This is a genomic window from Streptomyces sp. NPDC022910 (assembly GCF_055561075.1).
This window is the reverse complement of the sequence record NZ_JBVHHL010000008.1, coordinates 162,685-180,919: the sequence shown is the minus strand read 5'-3', so window position 1 is coordinate 180,919 and position 18,235 is coordinate 162,685. Positions and strand designations below refer to the sequence as shown.

General features: G+C 69.6%; 15 protein-coding genes. 12 read left to right on the top strand and 3 right to left on the bottom strand.

Annotated features, from left to right (window positions below; genetic code table 11):
- Window positions 1-119 precede the first annotated feature (119 nt).
- The 4 genes from ACZ3TS_RS10980 (at window position 120) to serA (ending at window position 5,693) form a co-directional block, all read left to right on the top strand.
- The gene (locus ACZ3TS_RS10980; protein WP_467616025.1) at window positions 120-1,994 is read left to right on the top strand and encodes an acetolactate synthase large subunit; all 1,875 of its coding nucleotides are present in this window, start codon (window positions 120-122) and stop codon (window positions 1,992-1,994) included.
- A gap of 20 nt (window positions 1,995-2,014) precedes the next feature.
- A complete protein-coding gene (gene ilvN, locus ACZ3TS_RS10975; protein ID WP_467616024.1) occupies window positions 2,015-2,539 on the top strand; it encodes an acetolactate synthase small subunit in 525 nt (174 codons plus the stop codon).
- Window positions 2,540-2,681: 142 nt separating this feature from the next.
- Window positions 2,682-3,680 carry a ketol-acid reductoisomerase gene (gene ilvC, locus ACZ3TS_RS10970; protein ID WP_467616022.1) on the top strand — a complete coding sequence of 333 codons (999 nt, stop codon included), beginning with the start codon at window positions 2,682-2,684 and terminating at the stop codon, window positions 3,678-3,680.
- 423 nt (window positions 3,681-4,103) lie between these two features.
- The gene (serA, locus tag ACZ3TS_RS10965) at window positions 4,104-5,693 is read left to right on the top strand and encodes a phosphoglycerate dehydrogenase (RefSeq protein ID WP_467616020.1); all 1,590 of its coding nucleotides are present in this window, start codon (window positions 4,104-4,106) and stop codon (window positions 5,691-5,693) included.
- 69 nt (window positions 5,694-5,762) lie between these two features.
- Here serA and ACZ3TS_RS10960 read toward each other — a convergent pair whose 3' ends face one another.
- On the bottom strand, window positions 5,763-7,298 hold the full coding sequence (locus ACZ3TS_RS10960; RefSeq protein WP_467616017.1) for an MFS transporter: 1,536 nt from the start codon (window positions 7,296-7,298) through the stop codon (window positions 5,763-5,765).
- 95 nt (window positions 7,299-7,393) lie between these two features.
- Here ACZ3TS_RS10960 and ACZ3TS_RS10955 point away from each other — a divergent pair, with 95 nt between their 5' ends.
- Window positions 7,394-7,996, top strand: a complete 603-nt coding sequence (locus ACZ3TS_RS10955) for a TetR/AcrR family transcriptional regulator (RefSeq protein ID WP_467616016.1) — start codon at window positions 7,394-7,396, stop codon at window positions 7,994-7,996.
- On the opposite strand, the gene ACZ3TS_RS10950 is transcribed toward ACZ3TS_RS10955, so the two are convergent.
- On the bottom strand, window positions 7,993-9,204 hold the full coding sequence (locus tag ACZ3TS_RS10950) for a PucR family transcriptional regulator (RefSeq protein ID WP_467616015.1): 1,212 nt from the start codon (window positions 9,202-9,204) through the stop codon (window positions 7,993-7,995). The two genes, ACZ3TS_RS10955 and ACZ3TS_RS10950, sit on opposite strands and share 4 nt — an antisense overlap.
- A gap of 160 nt (window positions 9,205-9,364) precedes the next feature.
- On the opposite strand from ACZ3TS_RS10950, the gene ACZ3TS_RS10945 reads away from it, so the two are divergent.
- The 3 genes from ACZ3TS_RS10945 to pruA are packed head-to-tail and all read left to right on the top strand — an operon-like array spanning window position 9,365 to window position 12,095.
- Entirely contained in the window at window positions 9,365-10,291 is a 927-nt protein-coding gene (locus ACZ3TS_RS10945) for a proline dehydrogenase family protein (RefSeq protein ID WP_467616013.1), read from the top strand.
- Entirely contained in the window at window positions 10,284-10,424 is a 141-nt protein-coding gene (locus ACZ3TS_RS10940; RefSeq protein ID WP_467616011.1) for a hypothetical protein, read from the top strand. The genes ACZ3TS_RS10945 and ACZ3TS_RS10940 overlap by 8 nt, the downstream gene beginning before the upstream one ends.
- A gap of 39 nt (window positions 10,425-10,463) precedes the next feature.
- Window positions 10,464-12,095, top strand: coding sequence for an L-glutamate gamma-semialdehyde dehydrogenase (gene pruA, locus ACZ3TS_RS10935; RefSeq protein ID WP_467616010.1), 1,632 nt, complete (start codon window positions 10,464-10,466; stop codon window positions 12,093-12,095).
- A 64-nt stretch (window positions 12,096-12,159) separates the two neighbouring features.
- Here pruA and ACZ3TS_RS10930 read toward each other — a convergent pair whose 3' ends face one another.
- Complete coding sequence (locus ACZ3TS_RS10930) at window positions 12,160-14,073, bottom strand: glycoside hydrolase family 97 protein (RefSeq protein ID WP_467616007.1); 1,914 nt, start codon at window positions 14,071-14,073, stop codon at window positions 12,160-12,162.
- Between the two features lie 159 nt (window positions 14,074-14,232).
- Between ACZ3TS_RS10930 and ACZ3TS_RS10925 the strand changes: the two genes are divergently transcribed.
- The 4 genes from ACZ3TS_RS10925 to ACZ3TS_RS10910 all read left to right on the top strand — a co-directional run bounded on the left by ACZ3TS_RS10925 (window position 14,233) and on the right by ACZ3TS_RS10910 (window position 17,904).
- Window positions 14,233-14,772 (top strand): GNAT family N-acetyltransferase, encoded by a 540-nt coding sequence (locus tag ACZ3TS_RS10925; protein WP_467616006.1) that lies wholly within the window; start codon window positions 14,233-14,235, stop codon window positions 14,770-14,772.
- Window positions 14,773-15,089: 317 nt separating this feature from the next.
- Entirely contained in the window at window positions 15,090-15,221 is a 132-nt protein-coding gene (locus ACZ3TS_RS10920; RefSeq protein ID WP_107116645.1) for a hypothetical protein, read from the top strand.
- A gap of 281 nt (window positions 15,222-15,502) precedes the next feature.
- On the top strand, window positions 15,503-16,546 hold the full coding sequence (locus ACZ3TS_RS10915; protein WP_467616004.1) for a 3-isopropylmalate dehydrogenase: 1,044 nt from the start codon (window positions 15,503-15,505) through the stop codon (window positions 16,544-16,546).
- 269 nt (window positions 16,547-16,815) lie between these two features.
- Window positions 16,816-17,904, top strand: a complete 1,089-nt coding sequence (locus ACZ3TS_RS10910) for a branched-chain amino acid aminotransferase (RefSeq protein WP_467616002.1) — start codon at window positions 16,816-16,818, stop codon at window positions 17,902-17,904.
- Window positions 17,905-18,235: the final 331 nt, after the last annotated feature.

Here is an 18,235-nt window from a genome sequence, read left to right as displayed (position 1 = left end):
CCACACCCGGCGCGCTCCCCTCGCTTGCCTCACGGCACGAGGGGTTTTTTGTTGCACACGCACCAGTCGAACAACGCCCAAACCTCGCAAAAACCCTCAGCATCGAGAAGAGAATGCCGATGACCGAGCAGGCCACCGGGGCCCATCACCCGCAGCCGCGGCCCCGATCCGGAGGACACCAGTCCGCGCCCGAGCACGTCACGGGTGCGAAGTCCCTCATTCGCTCGCTTGAGGAGGTCGGGGTCGACACCGTATTCGGCATTCCCGGCGGCACGATCCTTCCCGCGTACGACCCGCTGATGGACTCCAGCCGGGTGCGCCACGTGCTCGTCCGTCACGAACAGGGTGCGGGCCACGCGGCCACCGGTTACGCGCAGGCGACCGGCAAGGTCGGCGTCTGCATGGCCACCTCGGGCCCCGGTGCCACGAACCTGGTGACGCCGATCGCCGACGCGAACATGGACTCGGTGCCGCTGGTCGCTATCACTGGCCAGGTCGTCTCCAAGGCGATCGGCACGGACGCCTTCCAGGAGGCGGACATCGTCGGCATCACGATGCCGATCACCAAGCACAGCTTCCTGGTCACCAAGGCCGAGGACATCCCGAAGACGATCGCAGAGGCGTTCCACATCGCCTCGACCGGTCGCCCCGGTCCGGTCCTCGTCGACATTCCGAAGGACGTGCTGCAGACGCAGACGACCTTCTCCTGGCCGCCCGTCGCGGACCTGCCCGGCTACCGTCCGGTCACCAAGCCGCACGCCAAGCAGATCCGCGAGGCAGCCAAGCTGATCACGTCCGCCAAGCGGCCCGTCCTCTACGTCGGCGGCGGCGTCCTGAAGGCGCACGCCACCGCCGAGCTGAAGGTCCTCGCGGAACTCACCGGAGCGCCCGTCACCACCACCCTGATGGCGCTCGGCGCATTCCCCGACAGCCACCCGCTGCACGTGGGGATGCCGGGCATGCACGGTGCGGTCACCGCCGTCACCGCGCTGCAGAAGGCAGACCTGATCGTCGCCCTCGGAGCCCGTTTCGACGACCGCGTCACCGGCAAGCTGGACAGCTTCGCCCCGTACGCCAAGATCGTCCACGCCGACATCGACCCGGCCGAGATCGGCAAGAACCGAGCCGCCGACGTGCCGATCGTCGGTGACGCCCGCGAGGTCATCGCGGACCTGATCCAGGCCGTGCAGAAGGAGCACAGCGAGGGCCACAAGGGCGACTACGCCGCCTGGTGGACCGACCTGAACCGCTGGCGCCAGACGTATCCGCTCGGCTACGACCTGCCGGAGGACGGCTCGCTGTCGCCGCAGCAGGTCATCGAGCGCATCGGGCAGCTCGCGCCGGAAGGCACGATCTTCGCGGCGGGTGTCGGCCAGCACCAGATGTGGGCCGCGCACTTCATCCAGTACGACAAGCCCGCCACGTGGCTGAACTCCGGTGGCGCCGGGACCATGGGCTACGCGGTCCCGGCCGCGATGGGCGCCAAGGCCGGGCAGCCGGATCGGACCGTCTGGGCGATCGACGGCGACGGCTGCTTCCAGATGACCAACCAGGAGCTCACCACCTGCGCCCTGAACAACATCCCGATCAAGGTCGCCATCATCAACAACGGCGCCCTCGGGATGGTCCGCCAGTGGCAGACTCTCTTCTACAACCAGCGGTACTCCAACACGGTGCTGCACTCCGGCCCGGCCGAGTTGAACAATGGCTCCGCCGCCGGGTCCGGCAAGCAGCCGAGCGCCGGCACCCGCGTCCCCGACTTCGTGAAGCTGTCGGAGGCCATGGGCTGCTACGCGATCCGCTGCGAGTCCTCGGAGGACCTCGACAAGGTCATCGCAGAGGCGAACTCCGTCAACGACCGTCCGGTCGTCATCGACTTCATCGTCCACGAGGACGCGATGGTGTGGCCGATGGTCGCCGCCGGCACCTCCAACGACGAGATCATGGCCGCCCGGGACGTCCGCCCCGACTTCGGCGACAACGAAGACGACTGAGAGAGAGCTGAGTGAAAACCATGTCCAAGCACACCCTCTCGGTCCTCGTCGAGAACACGCCGGGCATCCTCGCCCGGATCGCCGCCCTGTTCTCCCGCCGAGGCTTCAACATCGACTCGCTCGCGGTCGGCGTCACCGAGCACCCCGACATCTCCCGCATCACCATCGTGGTGAACGTCGAGGACCTGCCGCTCGAACAGGTCACCAAGCAGCTCAACAAGCTCGTCAACGTCCTGAAGATCGTCGAACTGGAGCCGTCGCAGGCCGTTCAGCGCGAACTCGTTCTGGTGAAGGTGCGCGCCGACAACGAGACGCGCTCCCAGATCGTCGAGATCGTCCAGCTGTTCCGCGCCAAGACCGTCGACGTCTCCCCGGAGGCCGTCACCATCGAGGCAACCGGCGGCAGCGACAAGCTGTCGGCCATGCTCAAGATGCTGGAGCCTTACGGCATCAAGGAGCTGGTCCAGTCCGGCACGATCGCGATCGGCCGCGGCGCGCGTTCGATCACGGACCGCTCCCTGCGCGCCCTCGACCGGTCCGCGTAGGACTCGTAGAGGATTCCCGTACGACCGGAGACGGGCGGCCGGCCGCCGGCCGGACGCCCGTATTCCGAGACCCAGAGACGTCCCTTCCCCTCACCGTCATACGGTGGGACGCAACACCTGCACACCAAGGAGAGAACCCAAAGTGGCCGAGCTGTTCTACGACGCTGACGCCGACCTGTCCATCATCCAGGGCCGCAAGGTCGCGGTCATCGGCTACGGCAGCCAGGGCCACGCCCACGCGCTGTCGCTGCGTGACTCGGGCGTCGACGTGCGCGTCGGTCTGCACGAGGGCTCCAAGTCCAAGGCGAAGGCGGAGGAGCTGGGCCTGCGTGTGGTGACCCCGGCGGAGGCCGCCGCCGAGGCCGACGTGATCATGATCCTGGTGCCGGACCCGATCCAGGCCCAGGTCTACGAGGAGTCCATCGCCCCCAACCTGAAGGACGGCGACGCGCTGTTCTTCGGCCACGGTTTCAACATCCGCTTCGGGTTCATCAAGCCCCCGGCCGGTGTGGACGTGTGCATGGTCGCCCCGAAGGGCCCGGGCCACCTGGTGCGCCGTCAGTACGAGGAAGGCCGTGGCGTCCCGTGCATCGTCGCAGTGGAGCAGGATGCCTCGGGAGGCGGGTTCGCGCTGGCGCTGTCGTATGCCAAGGGGATCGGCGGTACCCGTGCGGGTGTCATCAAGACGACCTTCACCGAGGAGACCGAGACCGACCTGTTCGGTGAGCAGGCGGTGCTGTGCGGTGGCACCTCGGCGCTGGTGAAGGCGGGCTTCGAGACCCTGGTCGAGGCGGGCTACCAGCCGGAGATCGCGTACTTCGAGTGCCTGCACGAGCTGAAGCTGATCGTCGACCTGATGTACGAGGGCGGCCTGGAGAAGATGCGCTGGTCGGTGTCGGAGACCGCTGAGTGGGGCGACTACGTCACCGGTCCGCGCATCATCACCGACGCCACCAAGGCCGAGATGAAGAAGGTCCTCGCGGAGATCCAGGACGGCACGTTCGCCCAGAACTGGATGGACGAGTACCACGGCGGTCTGAAGAAGTACAACGAGTACAAGCAGCAGGACTCCGAGCACCTGCTGGAGACCACCGGCAAGCAGCTGCGCAAGCTGATGAGCTGGGTCAACGAGGAGGCGTAAGCCTCACGGCCAAGGGGCCGGAGCAGTTGCTCCGGCCCCTTAGGCGAACCGGGAGTAACGTCTGGTACGAGGCGTTGTCCAGCCCGTCCAGCCACGGACGGGTGATCCTTCCGCAGCGGCGTAAAACGACGCACCTGGCGCCACTACACTGCTGCACAACAAACGCGTCAGGCCCACAGTGTCGTGCGTCTTCCACGCGGCTAAGCGACACCGAGGAATTGCAGGCACGCCCCCACGCCGCCCGGCACGCACTCTCGCCGCACCGGCCCAAGGCCCAAGTAGCTCCGCTACGAGAGCCTTCGTCCGGCACCGAGAGCAGGCACCGATCGACGCAGGAACGCACTCGCACTTGCCCGGTGCCACTCCCCTCCACCGCCTGCGGCCGTCGGGACGGCCGTCCGCATTGGACATGTGAGGACTCACGTGAGCTCGAAACCCGTCGTACTCATCGCTGAAGAGCTGTCGCCCGCGACCGTCGACGCCCTCGGCCCCGACTTCGAGATCCGGCACTGCAACGGCGCGGACCGTGCGGAGCTGCTGCCGGCGATCGCCGACGTCGATGCCATTCTGATCCGCTCCGCGACGAAGGTGGACGCCGAGGCCATCGCCGCCGCGAACAAGCTGAAGGTCGTCGCACGAGCCGGCGTCGGCCTCGACAACGTGGACGTCTCCGCCGCCACCAAGGCCGGCGTGATGGTCGTCAACGCCCCCACCTCGAACATCGTGACCGCCGCCGAGCTGGCCTGCGGTCTGATCGTCTCCACCGCCCGCAACATCCCGCAGGCCAACGCCGCGCTGAAGAACGGCGAGTGGAAGCGCAGCAAGTACACGGGTGTCGAGCTCGCCGAGAAGACCCTCGGCGTGGTCGGTCTCGGCCGCATCGGCGCGCTGGTCGCGCAGCGTATGTCCGCGTTCGGCATGAAGGTCGTCGCCTACGACCCGTACGTCCAGCCTGCCCGGGCCGCGCAGATGGGCGTCAAGGTGCTGTCGCTGGACGAGCTGCTCGAGGTCTCCGACTTCATCACCGTCCACCTGCCCAAGACCCCCGAGACCCTGGGCCTGATCGGCGACGAGGCGCTGCACAAGGTGAAGCCGGGCGTCCGCATCGTCAACGCCGCGCGCGGCGGGATCGTGGACGAGGAGGCGCTGTACTCGGCGCTCAAGGAGGGCCGGGTCGCCGGCGCGGGCCTCGACGTGTACGCGAAGGAGCCGTGCACGGACTCGCCGCTGTTCGAGCTCGACCAGGTCGTCTGCACCCCGCACCTGGGCGCTTCGACCGACGAGGCGCAGGAGAAGGCCGGTATCGCGGTCGCCAAGTCGGTGCGCCTCGCGCTCGCCGGCGAGCTGGTGCCGGACGCGGTGAACGTCCAGGGTGGCGTCATCGCCGAGGACGTCAAGCCGGGTCTGCCGCTCGCCGAGAAGCTCGGCCGCATCTTCACCGCGCTCGCGGGCGAGGTCGCGGTCCGGCTCGACGTCGAGGTGTACGGCGAGATCACCCAGCACGATGTGAAGGTGCTCGAACTGTCCGCGCTCAAGGGCGTCTTCGAGGACGTCGTGGACGAGACGGTCTCGTACGTCAACGCGCCGCTGTTCGCCCAGGAGCGCGGTGTCGAGGTGCGCCTGACCACCAGCTCGGAGGCCACGGACCACCGCAATGTGGTGACCGTGCGCGGCACGCTCGCCGACGGCGAGGAGGTTTCGGTGTCCGGCACGTTGGCCGGCCCGAAGCACCACCAGAAGATCGTGGCGGTGGGCGACTACGACGTTGACCTGGCGCTGGCGGACCACATGGTCGTGCTGCGCTACACCGACCGCCCGGGCGTGGTCGGCACGCTGGGACGCATCCTCGGCGAGGCCGGCATCAACATCGCCGGCATGCAGGTGGCTCGCGACATCGCAGGCGGCGAGGCCCTCGCCGTCCTCACGGTCGACGACACGGTGTCGGCGAACGTCCTGATGGAGGTGGCCGAGGAGATCGGCGCGACCTCCGCCCGCTCGGTGAACCTGGTCTGACACCCGCGCAGTACGCAGTGGGGCCCGGCCACCTCAGGTGGCCGGGCCCCACTGCGTACTGCGTCCTTCCTACGCCTTGGTGTCACGCACCCGGACGCCCCGCAGGGTCGCCGCGGCGAGTGCCGCCGCGGCCAGCAGCAGGGCCCCTCCGGTGAGCGCCGCCGTCTGCATGCCGTTCGTGAACGCCTCGCGTGCCACGGCCAGCAGCTCCGCTCCCGCCCGGCCCGGCATCGTGTGGGCCACCGAGAGCGCGCCGCCCAGCGTCTCGTGGACCGGGGACGGAGCCGAAGCCGGGATGCCGCGGCGGTAGACCGCCGTGCCGATCGAGCCGAGGACCGCCATGCCCAGCGCGCCGCCGAACTCCGCGCCCGTCTCCATCAAGGAGGACGCGGCGCCCGCCCTCTCCACCGGCGCGGCGCCCATCGCCAGGTCCATCATCTGCGAGATCACGGTGACGATTCCGGCGGCCAGTACTCCCGCGCCGGCCAGCACCAGCCACATCGAGTCGGTGCCGGCGAGCGCCAGCATCCCGTAGCCACAGGCCGCGACCACGAAGCCGGCCGTGACGACGTACGCCCGGTTCACGCCCTTCTGCACCAGCTGGGTCGTCACGGGCGCCGCGAAGCCGATCAGCACCGAGGGGAGCAGGGCCCACAGGGCGGCCTCCAGCGCGCTCTTGCCCAGGACCGACTGCAGGTACTGGGTGGTGAAGTACGCCGAACCCAGCATGGCGAAGGACGAGATCAGGTTGAGGGTGAGGGCGGGAGCGAAGCCCGGGGAGCGGAACAGGGCCGGTGAGATCAGTGGGGACGCCGTCGTGCGCTGGCGGTGGACGAACAGGGCCGCGAACACCAGACCCACGGCCACCGCCACCACGTACTGGACGTGCCGGCCCTGCGCCGGGATCTCCTTCAGGCCGTAGATCACCGGCAGGACCGCCGCCATCGACAGCGGCACGCTGAGGAGGTCGAAGCGGTCGGGCTCGGGGTTCTTCGATTCCGGGAGCAGGAAGGGGCCGAGGACCAGCAGCAGGGCCATCGCGGGCAGGTTGACCAGGAACACCGAGCCCCACCAGAAGTACTCGACGAGCACGCCGCTCATCACCGAGCCGAGCGCGATGCCGGCCGTCATCACGCCGGACCACAGGCCGATCGCCTTCGCCCGCTGCCCGGGGTCGGTGAACATCGTGCGGATCAGCGCCATCGTGGACGGCATGAGCGTCGCGCCGCCGATGCCGAGGACCGCGCGGGCCGCGATCAGGGTCTCGGCGCTGTTCGCGTAGGCCGCCACCAGCGAGGCGGCCCCGAAGGCGGCGGCCCCGAGCAGCAGCAGCTTGCGTCGGCCGATGCGGTCGCCCAGCGAACCCATCGTCATCAGCAGCCCGGCGAGGACGAAGGCGTAGATGTCGAAGATCCACAGCTGCTGCGTGCTGCTCGGCTCCAGGTCCGCGCTGATCGACGGGATCGCGAAGTAGAGGACCGACACGTCCATCGAGACCAGCAGCAGGGGAAGCATCAGGACGGCCAGGGCGGTCCACTCGCGGCGGCCGGCCCGGGCCGGGGCGCTCGGCGCACCGAGGTTGGTCGTGCTCGTCGAGTTCGTCATGCCAAGGACTGTACGGTCGTCTTAAACGCTTGTCTAGTACGAACGTTTAAGACGTTTGTGTGGGACGGTTGTCTGAACCGGGGTAGGGTGGCGGTATGGGACACCGTGAGGATCTGCTCGAGGGCGCCAAGCGCTGCCTCCTGGAGAAGGGGTTCGTGCGCACGACGGCGCGCGACATCGTCAAGGAGTCGGGGACCAACCTGGCGTCCATCGGCTACCACTACGGCTCCAAGGACGCGTTGCTGGTACAGGCGTACGTCTCGCTGGTCGAGGAGATGGGGGACCGTTTCGCGCCCGGCCGGGGCGCGGGCGGCGAGACGAAGGCGCCACCGGGTTCGCTGGAGCGCTTCCAGGAGGTGTGGGCGAACATCATCCGGTCGCTGCCCGAGTCGCGGGCCGTCTGGCTGCTGAGCTTCGAGCTCATCCTCCAGGGCGACCGGCTGCCGGAGGTGCGCAAGCTGCTGGCCGAAGCGCAGGAGGAGGGCCGCTCGGGACTTCTCCCGCTGTTCCATGACATCCCGGAGGGGGAGTTCGACAAGGAGACCGTCGATACGGAGGGCCGCCTCCACCAGACCCTTCTCCAGGGCCTCATGGTGCAGTGGATCTTCGATCCGGAGACGGCCACCGGTGCCGATCAGCTCACCGAGGGGCTCCGCCGGGTGATCGCGGCGGCCACGAAAGCCCCCGGGAGCGCTTAGAGCCGCGCCCCCTTCAGCGCCATGTGCAGCAGCAGGCGGTCCTCGCCGTCATCCAGGTCCAGGCCGGTGAGCTGCTCGACCCGGGACAGGCGGTAGTACAGGGTCTGGCGGTGGATGCCCAGTTCGGTGGCCGTGCGCCCCGCCTGCCCGGCGCAGTCCAGGAAGACCTCGGCCGTGCGGGCGAGTTCGCGGTGGGCAGGAGTCAGGAGCGCGCGTACGGCCGGATCGTGAGCCGCCTCGGGCGGGAGTGACGTCAGCAGGCGGTACGGCCCGATGGACGACCACTGCGCCATCGGGCCGAGCCGGGGTTCCGCCAGCGCGGCGCGGGCCGCCCCCGACGCCTCCTGCCAGGCGGTGCCCAGCTCGCCGAGGCCGTGACGCGCACCGGCCACCCCGGCCGCCGCCGGTCCGGCTCCTCGCGGGCCCTCCGCCTCGCGCAGCAGCCGCGACGCCGCCGTCAACGCCGGCGTCAGCACGTCCGCCGAGCGCAGTCGCACCAGCAGGGCCAGGCTCTGGCCGGCGGTGCCCCAGGGCACCGTGCACAGTGCGGTCGCCGCCGGAATCGTACGGACCGAAGGGGCGTCGTCCGGGTCGGCCGAGGGCCAGGGGGCGACACAGACCACCGTGTGCAGACCCTCGGCCCGCGCCCCGAGCGCCGTACGCAGTTCGGCCACCGCCATGTCCTGCTGCCAGCCGCGCTCGGCGGTGAGCACCGCGCGCAGTTCGCGCGTCAGATCCGCGCCTGCCTGCGCCTCGTCCGCGAGCAGCGGCCCGATGCGGGCGGCGACCTCCATCGCGGCGGACAGCTGAGCCTCGGACGGACCCGGCTCGTCGGCCAGCAGCCACACGTAGCCGAGGACGACACCCCGATGGCGTACCGGCAGACAGATCCTTCCTCGGGAGACGCCGGCCTCCGGCGTGGGCGGGATGTGCACCGGCCCGGTGGCGCGGGCGATGCCGAAGCCCTCGAACCACTTGCGCACCGCCGCGGTGGAGCGGCGGGTGAGGATCGAGCGGGTGCGGACCGGGTCGAGGGACGCCTCGTCGAACTCGGCGTCGCTGTCGTACGCGGCGAAGGCGATCAGCTCGAAGTCCCGGTTCTCCAGGGTCGCGGGGGCGCCGAGCAGCGCCGAGATCTCGTCGACGAGCTCCTGGTAATCACCCCGGCCTGCCTTGAAAACATCCATCACACGGGCATTCTCCCGCATTTTCCCACCCCCTCATACAGATGTCTGAGATCCAGGGCACGGATGCGTGACAGCTGTCGATGGCCGACGATCGGAGGGATCCTTAGGTTTCACGGTGGTTCTCCGTGCCGTACCCGAATGGTCGGGATTCGGCCTCCTGTTGCCCTTGTGGAGGTGCCCCGTGCTGGGTCCCGTGATTCTCGCCGCGTCGCGCAGTGACCGGATGCGCCGTCTCATCTCGGCGGCCCCGGTGACCAAGCAGGTCGTCGACCGCTTCATCCCCGGCGAGACCGTCGACGAGGTCGTCCCGATCATCGAGGACCTCACCGGGAAGGGCCTCGAACTGACCATGGACGTCGTCGGCGAGGACATCACGACCCCCGAACAGGCCACGGCCGCGCGGGACGCCTACCTGGAGCTGATCGACCGTCTCAAGGACCTGGAGCTCGGCACGAAGGCCGAGATGTCCGTGAAGCTCTCGATGTTCGGCCAGGCGCTGGAGAACGGCCACGAGCTGGCCCTCGCGAACGTCCGCCCCGTCGTCGAGGCCGCCGCCGCGATCGGTACCACGGTCACGCTGGACGCCGAGGACCACACCACCCTCGACTCGATGTTCGCCATCCACGAGGAGCTGCGGCAGGACTTCCCGCAGACCGGCTGCGTGATCCAGGCCTACCTCTTCCGCACCGAGGCCGACGCCCGCCGACTCGCCGCGAGCGGCAGCCGGGTGCGTATCGTGAAGGGGGCGTACAAGGAGCCCGCGGCGGTCGCGTACCAGCAGAAGGCGGAGATCGACAAGGCGTACGTCCGCGTGCTGAGGACCCTCATGGAGGGCGAGGGATACCCGATGATCGGCTCCCACGACCCGCGGCTGATCTCCATCGCGCAGGAACTCGCCCGGCGCGCCGGGCGCAAGCTCGACGAGTACGAGTTCCAGATGCTGTACGGCATCCGCAGCGATGAGCACCTGCGGCTGGCCGCCGAAGGCCACCGCGTGCGCGTGTACACCGCCTACGGCACCGACTGGTACGGCTACTTCGTGCGTCGCCTGGCGGAGAAGCCGGCGAACCTGCGATTTTTCCTGCGGAGCATGATCACACATGACTGATGCACCTCGGCTGTCCCGCGGCTTCGGCCGGGGGCCGGGGGGTTGTCCCCCGGGAGAGCACAGCATGCGCCGCCTGGCGGAGAAGCCGGCGAACCCGCGCTTCTTCGTCCGCTCGATGGTCAGCAAGGGCTGAGCCCGCCTCACACCGCTCAAGTCAAGGAGTACGGAACTCATGGACGCTGTGACCCAGGTCCCCACCCCCGTCAACGAGCCGGTGCACGGCTACGCCCCCGGTTCGCCCGAGCGCGCCCGCCTGGAGGTCAAGCTCAAGGAGCTGGCCGAGAACCCGATCGACCTGCCGATGACCATCGGCGGCGAGAAGCGGATGGGCGGCGGCGAGGCCTTCCAGGTGGTGCAGCCGCACAACCACAAGGCCGTCCTCGGCACCTACCGCAACGCCACCCAGCAGGACGCCGAGGACGCCATCGACGCGGCCCTGGCCGCCGCGCCCGCATGGCGCGCGATGTCCTTCGACGACCGCGCCGCGATCATCCTGCGCGCCGCCGAGCTGCTGGCCGGACCCTGGCGCGAGACGATCGCCGCCTCCACCATGCTCGGCCAGTCGAAGACCGCCCAGCAGGCGGAGATCGACAGCCCGTGCGAGCTGGTCGACTTCTGGCGCTTCAACGTCCACTACGCCCGCCAGATCCTGGCCGAGCAGCCCCTGGCCAACTCCCCGGGTGTCTGGAACCGCCTCGACCACCGCCCGCTCGAGGGCTTCGTCTACGCGATCACCCCGTTCAACTTCTCGGCGATCGCGGGCAACCTGCCCACCGCGCCCGCGCTGATGGGCAATGTCGTGGTCTGGAAGCCGTCCCCGACGCAGACCCACGCCGCCGTGCTGCTGATGCAGCTCCTGGAGGAGGCGGGCCTGCCCAAGGGTGTCATCAACCTCGTCACCGGCGACGGCATCGAGGTCTCCAAGGTCGCCCTGGAGCACCGCGACCTCGCCGGCATCCACTTCACCGGTTCGACCAGGACCTTCCAGTACCTGTGGAAGACGGTCGGCAACAACATCGAGAAGTACCGCTCGTACCCGCGCCTGGTCGGCGAGACCGGCGGCAAGGACTTCCTCGTCGCGCACCCGAGCGCGGATGCCGCGGTCCTGAAGACGGCGCTCACCCGCGGTGCCTTCGAGTACCAGGGCCAGAAGTGCTCGGCGACCTCCCGGGCGTACATCCCTGCGTCCATCTGGAACTCCGGTTTCAAGGAGGAGTTCGCGTCCGAGGTCGACTGTCTGACCATGGGTGACGTCACCGACCTGTCGAACTTCATCGGCGCCGTCATCGACGAGCGCGCCTTCGCCAAGAACAAGGCCGCGATCGACCGTGCCAAGGAGGACCCGGCCTGCACCGTCGTCGCGGGCGGCTCCTACGACGACTCGGTCGGCTACTTCGTGCGCCCGACCGTCATCGAGTGCACCGACCCGGAGAACGAGGTCTTCCGGACCGAGTACTTCGGCCCGGTCCTCGCGGTGTACGTCTACGAGGACGAGAAGTACGACGAGATGCTGACCCAGATGGAGTCGGTCTCGGACTACGCCCTGACGGGCTCGGTCATCGCGGGCGACCGTGCCGCCGCGGCGTACACGATGGAGAAGCTCCGCTACGCGGCCGGCAACTTCTACATCAACGACAAGTCGACCGGCGCCGTCGTCGGCCAGCAGCCCTTCGGCGGCGGCCGCGCCTCCGGCACCAACGACAAGGCGGGCGCCCCGCAGAACCTGCTGCGCTGGACCCTCACCCGTGCCATCAAGGAGACGCTGGTACCGCCGACGGACTACACGTACCCGCACATGGGCTGACGCCCCTCCGAGCACCGCCCCCGCCCTGGGTTGTCGACAACCGAGGACGGGGGCGGTTTTCATGTCAGCTCTCGCAGGTCGTACGGCCCTCGTACCAGCGGCAGGCCAGCGCCGCGAAGCCGCCGTCCGCCCCGACGGGCACCGCGAGCGTGTCCCCGCCCCGCACCGTGTGCGCCGTGCGCACCAGGCCCGTCGGCCCGTCCGTCAAGGTCTCCACCAGCCAGCGGCCCGCGCCCAGCCGCATCGGCACGTCGACCGTCCGCGCCGCGCCCGCGAACGTGCCGCCGATGAACCAGCGGTGGTCGGGGGAGCGCCGTGCGAGCACCGCCGAGCGGCCCGGGTCGCCGGTCAGCAGCCGCGTCTCCTCCCAGCGGGCGGGGAGCTGCTCCAGGAAGCGGCGTGCCTCGGGGCGGGCGTCGTACGACTCCGGGGTTCCGGAGAGGTTCTGGATGCCCGACTCGTACAGGACCGTCAGGCCCAGTTCGCCCGCGTCGGACCCGACGTTGGGCCGGTACGGGCGGTGGAAGGCGCCCGGGGTGAAGTCCATGGAGCCGATGACGTTCCGCGTGAAGGGCAGCGACGCCAGGTGCTCCGCTGTGTTGTTGCGCTTCTCCTCACCGCCGACGCCCTCCATCGTCACGACCTGAGGCCAGGTGCGCTGGATGCCCTTCGGGATCGTCGAGCCGTGGAAGTTCACCATGAGGTGGTGACGGGCCGTCGACTCCAGGACGTCGTCGTACCAGCGCATCCGTTCCTGGGACTCCGAGTCCATGAAGTCGATCTTCACGCCCTTGACGCCCCAGCTCTCCAGTGTGCCGAGCCACTTCTCGCGCTCGGCGGGGTCGGTGAGCAGCGTGTAGTGCAGCCAGACGTGGATGCCGACGCCCTTCGCCGCCGCGTAGCGCACCAGTTCGGGCATCCAGCTGTCCGTCTGCCATTCGGGGTCGACGACGTCCCAGGCGTCGGATCTGAAGTACCAGCCGGCGTCCACGACTTCGTACGGCCAGCCGCGCTCGGCCGCGTAGTCCACGTACTTCTCCTGCGCCGCGAGGCTCTGCCCGGCCTCCTTGCCGCCGGCCAGCCAGGTCCACAGCGCCGGGCCCGGCTTGATCCACGAGGTGTCGCGGACACGGGAGGCGGGGGCCAGGTCGTCCACGAAGGTCGACTCGGTGACGGTCGCCAGGTCACCGGTGATGACCGCCCGCCAGGGGGTGGTCAGGGCGCCGGCGGTGTGGATCGGGGCGTCGTCGTACAGGCTGATGCCGTACGTCGGCGAGCCCGCCTCATGGGTCAGGTGGGCGCCCGCATAGGTGCCGGTGACGTCGGACTCGGCGATCAGCGCGTAGCCGCCGTCCGTGTGGAAGAGGGACTGCATCATGTACGCGCCCGCCGGTGCCGTCGCTGCCGACTCGTAGCGCTTGAAGGGCAGTTCGTTGTCGGCGCGGTAGGCGCCGAGGAGGGCGCTCGCGCCGGCGGGGAGCGTGAAGCCGGAGGTTTCGCGCAGCACGTCGCCGTCGTATCCCGGCAGGACGTAGCGGTAGGCGACACCGTCCGGGGCCACCCGGGTGACCAGGTCGAGCCGGGCGCCCGTCGCCGTGCGGAAGCGGAAGCGGGACTCGGTCATATGGACGACGCGCAGGCGGGACTTGCCCGTCGGGCTCGTGTACCGCTCGGAGACCGCGCGCTCGCTGCGGCCGATCAGGCTCAGCCCCTTGGAGAAGTCGGCCTGTTCGGTGACCAGGCCGACCGGGGAGGGCTCCAGGACCGTGTGGCCGTCGCGCTCGACGGCGAGCGTCGGGTGCCCGTCGGCCGGGTCGAGCGTCACGACGGCGGTCGGGGAGCCGTGGGGGCCCCGCACCTCCCAGGTCGTCTCCCGTGCGGTGGCGCCGGCCTGGGCCGGAAGCGCCGACGCGGTCGTGGCGAGCAGTGCGGAGCAGAGGGTCAGGACGATGGTGCGGAGCCGTGGTCGGGCCGTCATACGGAACCTCTCCCTGAAGCAGTCATCCGATGACTGTGAGAGTGCTGGTCCTATATGTGCATGTCAAGGCATACGGCGGCGTCATACATCGGAGTGACGGTCAGATACATGGTGACATGGTCACGTACGAAAACCAGCGAAGGAGGCCATACTGGCCCGGTGGCCACCCGACTCCGCATCGCCCACACCGCGGACCTGACCTCCGCCGACTTCAGCGCCGCCCGTGCCCTGCTGGACGACGCCTTCGGGGGTGACTACGACGATCAGGACTGGGAGCACGGGCTCGGCGGGATGCATGCGCTGGTGACCGACGAGCAGGGGCTCGCCGCGCACGGGTCCGTCATCCAGCGGCGCGTCCGGTACCGGAAGCGCTGGCTGCGCGTCGGGTATGTCGAGGCCGTGGGTGTGCGGGCGGACGTGCGGCGCCGGGGGCTGGGCGGACGCGTCATGGCCGAGCTGGAGCGGATCGTCGACCGCGCCTACGACCTCGGTGCGCTCTCCGCGAGCGACGACGGCGCCCCTCTCTACACCGCGCGCGGCTGGCAGCTCTGGTCCGGCCGCGTCTGCGCCCTCGGGACCCACGGCGTCGTGCGCCTGCGCGACGAAGAGGACTCCACCTTCGTGCGCCACGCAGCCGCGGGCCCCCTCGATCCCAAGCACAAGCTGGTCTTCGACTGGCGGGACGGCGACGTGCTCTGACCGTTCGCGGTGCGGGCGGTTGTCAGGAGCTGAGCGGTTGCGCCAGGGAGGGGACCGGCATCCGGGTGTCTGACGAGTGCGCAGGTCACGGGCGAGTGACCAGATCGGCCGTCTCAGATAGTAGGAAGTCCGAGTAATTGTGGAGACAGATGCCCGCTCCTCGCTTAGCTTTGTAGAAGCCGAACGTCTCGCTCGATCAAGCGAATGGCGGTCGTGAGCCGGGCCCCGTGCAGGCAACCCCTGCGGCACCGCTCCCCGCCCTCCGGCGTCTCGTTACCCCTTTCCGCACTCCCGGATCTCGAAGGAGTCGATTTCCCATGGCCGAGACGACCGCCCGCCGCCGAGTCCGTCACGTTTCCCGTACGAGCGAGTCCGACCGCAAGAAGGCCGCCGCAGCGCTCCAGCGCGCCCTCGACCGCCGGGACAACGGCGGCGAGACCGGCCACTGAACCGCGGCCTCAGTTGTAAGGCCGCTGATCTCACGGCTGGGCCGGGAGATCACCTCCACCGGGAGCCGCACCCCACGAGGTGCAGCGCGGACGGGCGCCCCGCGTCATGTGCCGCGCCGCACCTCGACATGGTCGATCCGCTCGCCGCCCGTGCGAGCGCCGACACCGTCAGCTTGGGCGCCGTTCCGCTCTCCGCCTCCACCATGGTGACGTCATGATGCCGCGTGTCCGTATCCCGGACGGCGTGTGTCATTCCATGGGACAAGGAGTACGGTGCCGTCATGTCTCGCAGCATCAATCTCGCAGTGATTCCCGGTGACGGCATCGGCCAGGAGGTCGTGGCCCAGGGGCTCAAGGTGCTCTCCGCCGTCCTTCCGCAGGATGTGAAGCTGGAGACCAAGGAGTACGACTTCGGTGCCCAGCGTTACCACGCCACCGGTGAGACCCTCACCGACGCGGACCTGGAGCAGTTGAAGCAGCACGACGCGATCCTGCTCGGCGCGATCGGCGACCCCTCGGTGCCGTCCGGCGTCCTGGAGCGCGGCTTCCTGCTCAAGCTCCGCTTCGCCTTCGACCACCACGTCAACCTGCGGCCCTCCAAGCTGCTCCCGGGCGTCGAGACCCCGCTCGCGGGCCAGCCCGAGATCGACTTCGTCGTGGTCCGCGAGGGCACCGAGGGCCCGTACACGGGCAACGGCGGCACCATCCGCGGCGGCACCCCGCACGCGGTCGCCACCGAGGTCTCGCTGAACACAGCCTTCGGCATCGAGCGCGTCGTGCGCGACGCCTACGCCCGCGCGCAGGCCCGCCCCCGCAAGAAGCTGGCCCTCGTCCACAAGAACAACGTGCTCGTGCACGCCGGTCACCTGTGGACGGACATCTTCAACAAGGTGGGGGAGGAGTTCCCCGAGGTCACCACCGAGTACATGCACGTGGACGCGGCGACGATCTACCTCGTCACGCAGCCCGAGCGCTTCGACGTGATCGTCACCGACAACCTCTTCGGCGACATCATCACCGACCTGGCCGCCGCCATCTCCGGGGGCATCGGGGTCGCCGCCTCGGGCAACATCAACCCGTCCGGCGAGTTCCCGTCGATGTTCGAGCCCGTGCACGGCTCGGCGCCCGACATCGCGGGCCAAGGCAAGGCCGACCCGTCGGCCACCGTCCTGTCGGTCGCCCTCCTGCTGCGTCACCTCGGCTACGAGGCCGAGGCCGCCCGCATCGAGGAGGCCGTCTCCACCGACCTCGCGGAGCGCGTGGGCAAGCCCGCCCGCAGCACCGACGAGATCGGCGACGCGCTCGCCGTACGAGTAGCCGGCTGACCCGCCGCGCCGCTCACACCGTCTGAGAAGGCCGCCGGGTCGCAACACGCCCGGCGGCTTTTCCATGCCCTCGCCGGGTGACACCATCGACCCACCCCTGGGCTACCCCAAGGGCCGCATTCACACCGTTTCGGGCAGGACTCCCCGCTTGCGATAATCGAACGAGGAGCCGCGGAATGAGGGAATGCTCGGACGTCCTAACACCCGCCACCGGCGGTACGGACGTGAGCGCGGCCCGTCACAACAAAACCGGTGAAGGACAACCACACATGACGACGCCCACGATCGAGCTGAAGCCCTCCGCCAACCCGCTCTCCCACGCCGAGCGGGAGGCGATCCTGGCCAACCCCGGGTTCGGCCGCCACTTCACCGACCACATGGTGACGATCAGGTGGACCGAGGGCCGAGGCTGGCACGACGGCCAGCTCGTCCCGTACGCCCCGATCTCCCTCGACCCCGCCACCAACGTCCTGCACTACGCGCAGGAGATCTTCGAGGGCCTCAAGGCGTACCGCCAGCCGGACGGCTCGGTCGCCACCTTCCGCCCGGAGATGAACGCCCGGCGCTTCCAGCGCTCCGCCCGGCGCCTCGCGATGCCCGAGCTGCCGGTCGAGACCTTCATCGAGGCGTGCGACCTCCTCGTCCAGCAGGACAAGGCGTGGGTGCCGGCGCACGGCGGCGAGGAGTCCCTCTACCTGCGCCCGTTCATGATCGCCACCGAGGTCGGCCTCGGTGTGAAGCCGGCCAACGAGTACCTCTTCCTGGTGATCGCCTCCCCGGCCGGTGCCTACTTCGCGGGTGGCGTGAAGCCGGTCTCCATCTGGGTCTCCGAGGACTGTGTCCGCGCCGTCCCCGGCGGCATGGGCGACGCCAAGACGGGCGGCAACTACGCCGCCTCCCTGCTCGCCCAGGCAGAGGCCGCGACCAAGGGCTGCGACCAGGTCTGCTACCTCGACGCCGTGGAGCACAGGTGGGTCGAGGAGCTCGGCGGCATGAACCTGTACTTCGTGTACGGAAACAAGATCGTCACCCCCTCGCTCACCGGCTCGATCCTTGAGGGCGTGACACGGGACTCCCTCCTTTCCGTCGCCCGCGACCTCGGCTACGAGGCGGAGGAGGGTCGCGTCTCCATCGACCAGTGGCAGGCCGACTCGGAAGACGGCACCCTCACCGAGGTCTTCGCCTGTGGCACCGCGGCGGTCATCACCCCGGTCGGCACGGTCAAGCGCACGAGCGCCGAGTGGAAGCAGTCGGGCGGCGAGCCGGGCGAGGTCACCCTCAGGCTCCGTGAGGCCCTGCTCGACCTTCAGCGCGGCACCCATGAGGACAAGCACGGCTGGATGCACCGGCTCGGCTGAGGCGTCCGAAGAACGTCCATGCCCGCCCGCGACGTCCACGTTCCGGGCGGGCTCGGCCGACACCACGCTCCTGGGTACCGGGCTGATGCTCGGTGGTTCGTTCGACGCGTACCGGCCTCCTCTCGCGGGTAGTCACTGAGTCCGCGGGGGAGCGTGCCCCTCCCGTGCGCGGATTCGGGCGGGGAGAGGGCGCGGGTGAACGCACGGTCGCCGATGCCACGGCTGCGCCGGCTGCCGCGGGCGTTACGCACACCACGCCGGCCGCAGAGCCTCACCGTGCTCGCGCCGATCACCGAATGTGCCGCGCTGCTGCCCAGGAGGGCCGGGTCCG

Coding starts and splice junctions, on each gene's coding strand:
- ACZ3TS_RS10980 (WP_467616025.1), top strand. CDS start 120: ATGACCGAGCAGGCCACCGGGGCCCATCACCCGCAGCCGCGGCCCCGA.
- ilvN (WP_467616024.1), top strand. CDS start 2,015: ATGTCCAAGCACACCCTCTCGGTCCTCGTCGAGAACACGCCGGGCATC.
- ACZ3TS_RS10960 (WP_467616017.1), bottom strand. CDS start 7,298: ATGACGAACTCGACGAGCACGACCAACCTCGGTGCGCCGAGCGCCCCG.
- ACZ3TS_RS10955 (WP_467616016.1), top strand. CDS start 7,394: ATGGGACACCGTGAGGATCTGCTCGAGGGCGCCAAGCGCTGCCTCCTG.
- ACZ3TS_RS10950 (WP_467616015.1), bottom strand. CDS start 9,204: ATGCGGGAGAATGCCCGTGTGATGGATGTTTTCAAGGCAGGCCGGGGT.
- ACZ3TS_RS10940 (WP_467616011.1), top strand. CDS start 10,284: ATGACTGATGCACCTCGGCTGTCCCGCGGCTTCGGCCGGGGGCCGGGG.
- pruA (WP_467616010.1), top strand. CDS start 10,464: ATGGACGCTGTGACCCAGGTCCCCACCCCCGTCAACGAGCCGGTGCAC.
- ACZ3TS_RS10930 (WP_467616007.1), bottom strand. CDS start 14,073: ATGACGGCCCGACCACGGCTCCGCACCATCGTCCTGACCCTCTGCTCC.
- ACZ3TS_RS10920 (WP_107116645.1), top strand. CDS start 15,090: ATGGCCGAGACGACCGCCCGCCGCCGAGTCCGTCACGTTTCCCGTACG.
- ACZ3TS_RS10915 (WP_467616004.1), top strand. CDS start 15,503: ATGTCTCGCAGCATCAATCTCGCAGTGATTCCCGGTGACGGCATCGGC.
- ACZ3TS_RS10910 (WP_467616002.1), top strand. CDS start 16,816: ATGACGACGCCCACGATCGAGCTGAAGCCCTCCGCCAACCCGCTCTCC.